Annotated in this window: 13 protein-coding genes; 5 read left to right on the top strand and 8 right to left on the bottom strand. The window is 69.1% G+C overall.

The features are described from left to right. Positions 1–13: 13 nt before the first annotated feature. The gene (locus B0F77_RS45240; protein WP_086669225.1) at positions 14–769 is read right to left on the bottom strand and encodes an SDR family NAD(P)-dependent oxidoreductase; all 756 of its coding nucleotides are present in this window, start codon (positions 767–769) and stop codon (positions 14–16) included. 85 nt (positions 770–854) lie between these two features. On the opposite strand from B0F77_RS45240, the gene B0F77_RS45235 reads away from it, so the two are divergent. The 3 genes from B0F77_RS45235 to B0F77_RS45225 are packed head-to-tail and all read left to right on the top strand — an operon-like array spanning position 855 to position 2,508. Then, positions 855–1,706: a helix-turn-helix transcriptional regulator gene (locus B0F77_RS45235; protein ID WP_086669224.1), complete on the top strand. Its 852-nt coding sequence runs from the start codon at positions 855–857 to the stop codon at positions 1,704–1,706. Next, the gene (locus B0F77_RS45230) at positions 1,703–1,996 is read left to right on the top strand and encodes a hypothetical protein (protein WP_086669223.1); all 294 of its coding nucleotides are present in this window, start codon (positions 1,703–1,705) and stop codon (positions 1,994–1,996) included. Before B0F77_RS45235 ends, B0F77_RS45230 begins: the two co-directional genes overlap by 4 nt. Beyond that, complete coding sequence (locus tag B0F77_RS45225) at positions 1,996–2,508, top strand: hypothetical protein (protein ID WP_086669222.1); 513 nt, start codon at positions 1,996–1,998, stop codon at positions 2,506–2,508. The genes B0F77_RS45230 and B0F77_RS45225 overlap by 1 nt, the downstream gene beginning before the upstream one ends. 32 nt (positions 2,509–2,540) lie before the next feature. Here B0F77_RS45225 and B0F77_RS45220 read toward each other — a convergent pair whose 3' ends face one another. From B0F77_RS45220 to B0F77_RS47545, 5 genes are all read right to left on the bottom strand, one after another. Then, on the bottom strand, positions 2,541–3,077 hold the full coding sequence (locus tag B0F77_RS45220) for a vitamin K epoxide reductase family protein (RefSeq protein WP_086669221.1): 537 nt from the start codon (positions 3,075–3,077) through the stop codon (positions 2,541–2,543). Further along, positions 3,074–3,673: a DsbA family protein gene (locus tag B0F77_RS45215; protein ID WP_086669220.1), complete on the bottom strand. Its 600-nt coding sequence runs from the start codon at positions 3,671–3,673 to the stop codon at positions 3,074–3,076. The genes B0F77_RS45220 and B0F77_RS45215 overlap by 4 nt, the downstream gene beginning before the upstream one ends. A 49-nt stretch (positions 3,674–3,722) precedes the next feature. Then, positions 3,723–4,097, bottom strand: coding sequence for a hypothetical protein (locus B0F77_RS45210; RefSeq protein ID WP_143467266.1), 375 nt, complete (start codon positions 4,095–4,097; stop codon positions 3,723–3,725). Positions 4,098–4,217: 120 nt separating this feature from the next. Next, on the bottom strand, positions 4,218–4,427 hold the full coding sequence (locus B0F77_RS45205; RefSeq protein WP_245849492.1) for a hypothetical protein: 210 nt from the start codon (positions 4,425–4,427) through the stop codon (positions 4,218–4,220). A gap of 237 nt (positions 4,428–4,664) precedes the next feature. Continuing rightward, complete coding sequence (locus tag B0F77_RS47545) at positions 4,665–5,057, bottom strand: ParB N-terminal domain-containing protein (RefSeq protein ID WP_143467265.1); 393 nt, start codon at positions 5,055–5,057, stop codon at positions 4,665–4,667. A gap of 413 nt (positions 5,058–5,470) precedes the next feature. Between B0F77_RS47545 and B0F77_RS45195 the strand changes: the two genes are divergently transcribed. Both B0F77_RS45195 and B0F77_RS45190 read left to right on the top strand, forming a co-directional pair. After that, positions 5,471–6,430 (top strand): helix-turn-helix domain-containing protein, encoded by a 960-nt coding sequence (locus tag B0F77_RS45195; RefSeq protein WP_143467264.1) that lies wholly within the window; start codon positions 5,471–5,473, stop codon positions 6,428–6,430. Then, complete coding sequence (locus B0F77_RS45190) at positions 6,408–6,590, top strand: DUF397 domain-containing protein (protein WP_425435826.1); 183 nt, start codon at positions 6,408–6,410, stop codon at positions 6,588–6,590. Before B0F77_RS45195 ends, B0F77_RS45190 begins: the two co-directional genes overlap by 23 nt. On the opposite strand, the gene B0F77_RS45185 is transcribed toward B0F77_RS45190, so the two are convergent. Together B0F77_RS45185 and B0F77_RS45180 are read right to left on the bottom strand one after the other, a co-directional pair. Next, entirely contained in the window at positions 6,553–7,599 is a 1,047-nt protein-coding gene (locus tag B0F77_RS45185) for a 4Fe-4S binding protein (protein WP_086669215.1), read from the bottom strand. The genes B0F77_RS45190 and B0F77_RS45185 overlap by 38 nt on opposite strands. Next, complete coding sequence (locus tag B0F77_RS45180; RefSeq protein WP_086669214.1) at positions 7,596–8,453, bottom strand: alpha/beta fold hydrolase; 858 nt, start codon at positions 8,451–8,453, stop codon at positions 7,596–7,598. Before B0F77_RS45180 ends, B0F77_RS45185 begins: the two co-directional genes overlap by 4 nt. Between the last annotated feature and the right edge of the window lie 49 nt (positions 8,454–8,502).

Below are 8,502 nucleotides of genomic sequence, written 5' to 3'. Positions count from 1 at the left end.
ACCCGACAAAGCACTACCAGGCGCCGGCGCCGCCGTCCACCGGCACGATCGCCCCGGTCACCATCGAGGCGCGGTCGCTGAGCAACCACGCGGCGACCTCGGCCACCTCGCGCGGCTCGGCCATCCGCCCGAGCGGGGTCGTCGCGGTGATGCGGTCGACGATGCCGGGCGTGGCCGCCTCCCACGCGTCGATCATCTCCGTCGCGGTACCGCCGGGCGTGATGCCGTTGACCCTGATGCCCTCGCGCGCCCAGGTCACGGCCGCGGTCTCGGTGATGCTGTTGAGCGCCCGCTTCATGGCTCCGTACGCGGGCAGGGCGGGGTTCGCGCGGCGGCTGCCGATGCTCGAGGTGTTGACGATCGCGCCGCCGCCGGAGCGCCGCATGAGCGCGGCCTCGGCGGTCCAGTGCGCGCGGAAGTTCACCGCGAACTGCTCGTCGATGTCGTCGTCACTGGTGGTGTCGAGCGGGCCGGGCTGCTGGATCGTGGCACCGTTGTTGAAGGCGCCGTCGAGCCGTCCGTGCAACCGCTCGACGTGGTCGACCGCCGCGCGGATGCTGTCGCGGTCGGCGAGGTCCAGGGTGACGGCGTCGGCGACGCCTCCGTCGGCGCGGATCTCGCCGACGATCTTGTCGAGCACGTCGATGCCGCGGGCGGCGAGCACGACCGCGGCACCCTCGGCGGCGAAGAGCCTGGCCGCGGCCGCCCCGATGCCGCGGCTGGCACCGGTGATGAGCACGACCTTGCCGGTGAGCATGTTGTTCGTCATGGCACCACTGTCGGCGCGCCGGCGGCCCGGATGCAGGCACAGGCTGTACCAGGATCCGGCGGCGTCGGCAGGGCAGACTCGGGGTATGAGCAAGCAGGAGCTCGGGACGTTCCTCCGCACCCGTCGCGAGCGGCTCCGGCCGTCGGACGTCGGCCTCCCGTCCGGACCCCGGCGCCGCACACCGGGTCTGCGCCGCGAGGAGGTCGCCGTCCTCGCGCACATCTCCACCGAGTACTACATCCGGCTCGAACAGGGCCGGGCACCGTGGCCGTCGGCCGAGGTCCTCGCCGGGATCGCGGGCGCGCTCCTGCTCACCGACGCCGAGTCGGACCACCTGCACGTCCTCGCCGGCACCGCCCCGGCCCGCACCCGGACGCACCGCCGCGACGTCAGCCCGAGCATCCTCACGCTCCTCGAACGGCTGCCGCTGACCGCCGGCTTCGTCATCTCGGCGACGTTCGAGGTGCTCGCGTGGAACGACCTCGCGGCCGCGCTCATGGAGGACTTCGCCGGGCTCGCCCCGCACGACCGCAACCTCGCCCGCCGCGCGTTCCTCGACCAGGCCCGGGAAACGCCGCTGTACGGGATCTCCGACGCCGCCGAGTTCCGGCACCACGTCGTCATGCGGCTGCGAGCCACCCTCGCCCGCTACCCCGCGGATCCCGCCGTGACCGGCCTCGTCGACGACCTCCGCGCCGGCAACCAGGACTTCGCCCGCCTCTGGGAACGCCACGACGTGCAGGCCGCGCCGACACTCAGGAAGACCTTCCGCCACCCGGTCGTCGGCGAGGTCACCGTCGACTGCGACTCGCTCGCGCTCACGGACCACGACCAGCACCTGGTTCTCTACAGCGCACCGCAGGGTTCCCCGGACGCCGAAGCCCTGGCGTTGTTGAACGTTCTCGGCCCTCAGGTGACCGCTACTGTGCCGCGGTGACCGAGGAGCGACGCGACGACCGGGAACTGTTCGAGCGCATCAAGGCGGAGACCGAACAGGCGACCGCGGCGAAGCTCGCCGCCGCCAAGGCCGAAGCCGCCGAACGCGGCAAGGAGCCGTTCGACATCAACAAGATGCTGGCGCTGTACGAGCCCTACGACCAGTACCGGTATCCCGCGCCGCTGGACGAGCTGAGCCGCTACCACGAGCGCGCTTACTACCTGACGTCGCGGGAGCTCATGACGCTGGCCGAGTACACCGACCACCTGCGCCGCGCGGACATGGGCTGATGGGCCGCAAGTACGCGGCCGCGGCGTTCTACGCGCCCGGCGACCGCCCCGACCTGCTCGACGCGCTCGGCGCCGGCGCGACCTGGGGTCCGTTCACCCAGGTGGAGACGGGCCTGAGTCTCCTCGACGACCACACCTGCGTGACGTTGCGGTTCCGCCTGTACGACTTCTACGAGCTGCGCGAGAACCACGAACCCACCGACAGCCTGGCGCACGACCCGGCCCTGCCGTTCGCCCGCTTCTTCCGCGACGCCGCGACGAATGCGGGGTGCGAGGTGGCGTTCCTCGTCACGCGCCTGCACCAAGCCGATCCCGACTGGCTGGCGGGGCGGTACTGGATGGTGCAGGCGCGTGACGTGGACTCGCTGGCCGCTGAGGCGTTCGGGTTGCTGCACCTCGACGACGGCATGGTGCTCGACTGGGACAAGCCGCGTCTGGACGAGCGCAGCATCCTGCCGGGCGGACCCGGGCTCACGTTCTTCGCGAGCGCCGGCTGGACGCGCTGGTACTGATCGACGGCGTGCGCGATTCGCGCGGCACCCGGTCAGACGAGCGACGACCAGTAGAACCAGAACGCCTGCAGCACTCCGGCCACGATCACCAGGTACCACAGGATCAGCACGACGCTGTGGAGCTGGAACGTCGGCCGGATGTTGCGCAGCGTCGTGTACCAGAAGATCGGGATCGTCACCGCCCACACGACCATGCAGTACGGGCACAGCGCGCCGATCTCGTACAGCGACTGAAAAATCAGCCAGTGCACGAACAGCACGCCGAACGTGACCCCGACCTGCAGCCCGATCCACACCCACCGCGGCAACGACACCCCGGCGAGCAGCAGCACGCCCAGCGTCGTCACCACCGCGAAGCCCGCGATGCCGAGCAGGGGGTTCGGGAACCCGAACACCTCCGCCTGGGCCGTCTTCATGATCGAGCCGCAGCTCAGCACCGGGTTGATGCTGCACGTCGGCACGTAGAACGGGTCCTTGAGCAACGCGATCTTCTCGATCGTCAGCACGAACGAGGCGACCAGGCCGACGAACCCGCCGGTCGCGAGCACCCACGCGACGATCCGGTTCACGAGAGCGCCTTCTCGATCGCCGCCTTCAGCGCGTCGTACGAGGGCGCGCCGGTGAACTTGGTGCCGTTGATGAAGAACGTCGGCGTGCCCGTCACGCCGGCCTTGCCGCCCTCCGACCGCTGGGCGAGCACCCGCTCCCGCAGCGCCGGGTCGTCCAGCGCCTTCTCGAACGCGGCACCGTCGAGCCCGAGCTGCTGGCCGAGCGCGGTGATCGCGGCACGCTGGGACGTCTGCTGCCCGCCCCATTCCTGCTGCGCGTCGAACAGCACCCGGAACATCTCGTCCCGCTTACCTTGCGCGCCCGCCGCCTCGACCGCGACGGCGGCCAGCTCGGCGTTGCGGTGGCTGGGAATCGGGAAGTGCCGCACGTCGAACGTCACGCGCCCGCCGTACTCGGTCTTGAGCCGCTCGACGCCGGGGTAGGCGGCGCGGCAGGACGGGCACTCCAGGTCGAGGTACTCGACGACGGTCACCTTGCCGTCGGCCGACTGCGGCGCGGCGGTCGTGTTGTTGTTGCGGCTGAAGAAGATGAAACCGGCGACGACCACCGCCACGACTGCGACGATGATCAGGGACAGACGAGCGTTTTTGGACATGACAGAACTCCACGAAGGCTGAGGAACAGGACCGAAGAACGGGTTCGGTCTAGGCGCGCAGCACGCAGAGCTGCGCCAGCCGCACTTCCAGCCGACGTGAAGGACGAGACCAGACAGGCAGGGGCACCAGACGCGCCGGTACCGAACCGGACCGCCGCAGCACGGCGAACCCGATCAGCACCGCGAGCGCCACCACCAGACAGCAACCCGCGACGAGAATGCCTTCGAGCAACGCCGACCCGTCGTCCACCTGATCGGCCACGTAGGCGATCGCGGACGTGCTCGACGTCGGGCACTGCGCGGTCCAGGCGAACTCCGTCTCACACGGGGTGCCCTGCATCATCGCGACCCCGGCCACCAGCGCGAGCACAGCGAAAACCCGCGCGAGATACGCACGGGTTCGCGAGCTGCGGGTGCCAGGCACGTGATCCAGCGTAGCGACCCGCCGCCTACGCTGAAGTCAGATGGGGGAGAAGCCGCACGAATCGGACAGGCTCGTGGTCGCCTCACATCCGTCAGAGCTCGCCGAGGCACTGGCTCACCGTCAGCAGAGATCGGACAGGTCCAGGACGAACCGGTAGCGGACATCTCCGCGTTCGAGCCGGTCGAGAGCCTCACCCACCCAGGCCGACGGCAGGGTCTCGACGTCGGCGACGATGCCGTGGGCAGCGCAGAACTCCAGCATCGCCGCGGTGGCGGGAAGCCCGCCGCTGCCACCAGAACTCAGTTTCTTGCGGCCCAGCAGCAGGTCCATCGTCTCCGCCGTCAGGGATCCGAGGTAGCCGACCTGGCTCAGAGTTCTACTCCACCGCGCTGGACATCACCGACGCCGCCAACGAGATCGCCGGCGAAGGGGAGCCGGTCGACCCCGACGACCTGGCCCCGCCCGACCAGCCAGTCACCCGGCTGGACCTGGAACCCCAGGTGCTGTTCCGAGCAGGTCCGGCCTAATGGCTGACGGGCTGCTGGCACGGGCGGACTGAGCTGTCCCTTAGGAGCGGCGCGCTCGTTTGAGGGCGGCGAGGATGACTTCGAGGTCGGCGTGGCTCATGGATTGGCCGTGGCCGCGAGGTGTGTCCGGGGGCTCTTCGACCAGTTCGACAGGGACTTCAAGGAGGTGGAGGCGGAGTGCGACGGCGATGCGGTGGTTGCCGTCGAGGTAGCCGTAGTGAGCGTTGAACCCCATTCGCAGCGGGACGCGTATACCGTTGACGGCGATGCTCTCGGTCAGGCGGTCGAGGTGAGTGGGAGTGTCGACGACGTGCGCGGGCGCCGGTACGACTTCGCGGTCGACGGCACGATAACGCGCGACAAGGTCGGCGTGTAGCCGGACGACGACCCCGGGCTGGCTGCTCAGGTGCCGGTAGCGGGGATTGGGGCTCACCTCTCGATCTTAATCCTCGGCGATCTCCTGTCGTTCCCCACGCCAGCAGCCGCACAGAGGTCGCTGAGCCTGTATCGAGAAGTGCCGCCGGAATCCGTGACAAACGGTCAAGGGAGTCCCGTTCGTACTGTTCAGACCGCTGATGCTCGCCCCTCTCAGGACCAGCCCGCGACGGCTGGCCAGGGTGCGCTCGTCGATTCGGTGATCATGCTCTGGGGTGTGAGGTGGCCTCGATCGATGAACCGCGTACCCGCCGGTTCAAGCGGCTCGTGCCGGCCGAGGAACTAGCCTGGACACGAGAGCGCACCTGCTCGCGCTGACGGCCTGGCTCAAGTGCGGAGATCGACGCGGCCGGCGACGCGCGCACTGGCCGGACGGGTGGTGCCCGGGATCGCATACCGGGAAACGTGTCCGTGAGTGTGGAACGCCTCCAAACAGCATGCTTTCAGGTTGATCTGCCGCGAATGGGTGGAACCAAACGGACGGGCGGTTCTACCTTTTCCCGCATGCCTTTGCGGAGATCAACGGTGCGCGGCCGCGAGTTCGGCGACGCGATACGGGCGCTGCTGCGGGCGGCCGATCTGACCAACCGCTCTGCCGCCGAATTGCTGGGCTGGCAGGAAGCCAAGGTCTCGGAGCTCATCAACGGCAAGGAAGGCACGACTGAGGTCGACCTGGCCCAACTGCTGGGCCTGCTGCGCACGCCGCCCGAAGAGTTCGACCACCTGATGGCGCTGCACCACGACGCGCACATCCGGGACTGGTTGCAGCCCAACAAGTCCGGCATGACGGACCGAGCGCGCACACTGCGCGAGCACGAGAAGATCGCCTCAGACATCACCGGCTGGTCGATGAACGTGGTGCACGGCCTGCTGCAGGCACCTGACTACATCACGTATGTCGTCAACGCCTCGACGAAGTTGTCTGCTGATGAGCGTCCCACTGTCATCAGCAATCGGATCGCACGCCAGAAGTCCGTTCTCGACGGCCACCGAACCGTCACGATCTTCATGCACGAACAGGCACTACGCCTGCCGGTGGGAGACGAGCACGTGATGGCGGAGCAGCTTCACCACCTGCTGCGTCTGTCGGTCCGGCCCTACCTCACGATTCGCGTGCTTCCCACCGTGTTCGGTCCACACGCCGGACTGGCCGGCGACTTCGACCGGCTGACGTTCAAGAAGATCCCGCCGATCGTTTACGTGGAGAGCGAGGGGGCTAACGTGTTTCTGGAAGATCAGCCTTCTGTCGGTCTCTACGACACCGTGGTGGAGTCACTCGCTCGGACGACGTTGGACGAGACACAAACGAGGAAGCTGATCACCGACATCATCGGTGAGGAGACGCGTGGTGACCAGGTGGCGCAAGAGTAGCTACAGCGGCAGCGACGGCAACTGCGTGGAAGTGGGCCGTGGCGTCGGCGTCCGGGACAGCAAGTCGCCGTCGGTCGAACTCCCGCTCACGGCCCACCAGTGGACCAGCTTGCTGCGTCTGGTCACGACCGAGGCGGCGGAGGCTGCCAGCCGCCCGTGACCTCCTTGGTGGGTTTGTGGGGGAAGCGGCGCTGGGCGTGTTCCTGCGCGGGTGAGCCCGGCAGCACGTAGAGGGTCTCCGTCTTCTCCTGCAGTGGTCGCAGCACGGTGTCCATGAAGGACTTGCGGTCGTCGAGGTACGGGCCCAGGACGTCCTCCCCGGCGGGACACACGGCCAGGCAGTAGCCGGATTTGTAACCCGGCGGGGAGGCGAGGCTCTGCCACATCGACGTGGTTTCGGCGTCGGTGACCCTGGAGCGGTAGTCGGCGGCGTCCTCGCTGTCGGCCACGGTCTGCACCCAGTCGGTGAAGCCGCTCATGAACTCGCGGTAGTTGTGCGTGGCACAGCCCAGCGCGTCGAAGCTCCCGTCCTTGCGGATGGCGCCGATCGGGCAGGCGGCGACGCACAACTTGCAGTCGATGCACGGGTTGTAGTCCAGCGCCTGGCCGTAGGTGCTCACCTCCGCGTCGACCAGCACGGTGGCCAGGAGCACGAAGCTGCCGAACTTCGGGTGGATGACGTTGCGGTGCAGGCCCATGACGCCGAGTCCGGCGGCCACCGCGACGGTCTTGTGCGCGACCACCCAGATCCGCCCGGGATAGCGGTCCATCTCCTGGGGGAAGCCGACCGACGGGTTGAGCGCGCGGTAACCGGCGTCCTGCAGGGCCTGGGTGACGCTGCGGGCGGCGTGGTTGGCGTGCTCGTCGGTCTGGTGGAACTCCTGGTTCGCGACGCTGCGGGCCGGGGAACGGCAGTTGTCGCGGTTCATCCGGAACACCATCGCGATCAGGGAGCGGGTACCGGGCAACGCGGCCAGCACGTGCTCGCGCTCGCCGGCCAGGTCGGCGTGGTCGAGGCTGACCACGGCGGCGTCGTCCGCGCCCGCCGAGAGGCACAGTTCGCGCAGCCAGGCCGCGTCGATCACTTCGGGCGGGCGGACCGTCTGCTTGGCGAGCACGGCCCGCACCGAGGGGTGTGCTGCCAGCTTCGCCGGAAGTTTGGCGCTCATGCGACCGCGTCCAGCAGGCCGGCGGGCACGTCGGGCCGCTCCAGGGCGATGAAGTGGCCGGCGTCCGGGATCTGGGTGAACTCGGCGCCGGGCAGCAGTTGCCTGTTGGCCTGCCGGTCCGAGGGCCGGGACCAGTCCTTCTCCCCGTAGACGAGGTGGATCGGCGCGGTGACCTCGGGGTAGCGGGCGCGGGCCGCAATGAGGCTGGGCAGGTTGCGGTAGACGGCGCGGGCGACGGTCGGATAGCCGTCGTGGCGGCCGACGGCGAGGAGTTCGTCCAGGTAGTCGTCGCGCAGTGCGCTGGGGTCGCCGAGGCCGCCGCTCAGGACGGCGCGCATGACGGGTTTGGGCTCCAGTTGGGCGAGCAACGGTCCCACCCCCGGCGTGATGACGCCGGTGACGATGAACCGGGCCAGGAGGCTGGACCTGGCGATTCCGCCGGCGTAGTCGTAGGCGTTCACCGCCACGACCCGGCGGACGCGGTCGGGCAGGTCGGCCGCCGCGGTGAGCGCGAGCACGGCGCCCATCGACTCGCCGAGCAGCGTCACGTCGTGCAGGTCGAGCTGGGTGATGAGCCGGGTGACGGCGGCGCGCATGGCGGGTTCGTCGTAGGAGGCGCCGGGCACGATCTGCGAGTAGCCCATTCCCGGCAGGTCGAGCGCGTAGACGGTGTAGCGGTCTCGCACCAGCGGGATGAGGTGGCGGAAGTGCTCGGCCTGGGTGCGCACGGTGTGCAGCAGGACCAGAGGCGCGCCGCTGCCCCCGGTGAGGTAGCGCAACCGGCCCTGCCCCTCGAGGAAGTGGCTGCTGGTTCCGGGAACGCTGATCCCGGGTCCGCTCAGTTGCGAAGTCATCTGCACCTCATGGCGAGTGTGTTGTGTTTTCCTACCGACCCGACGCCAC

Source organism: Lentzea kentuckyensis (assembly GCF_002150765.1).
Taxonomy (GTDB): Bacteria; Actinomycetota; Actinomycetes; order Mycobacteriales; family Pseudonocardiaceae; genus Lentzea; species Lentzea kentuckyensis.
Note: the sequence above shows the minus strand (reverse complement) of the source record. Positions and strands in the feature narration are given on the sequence as shown.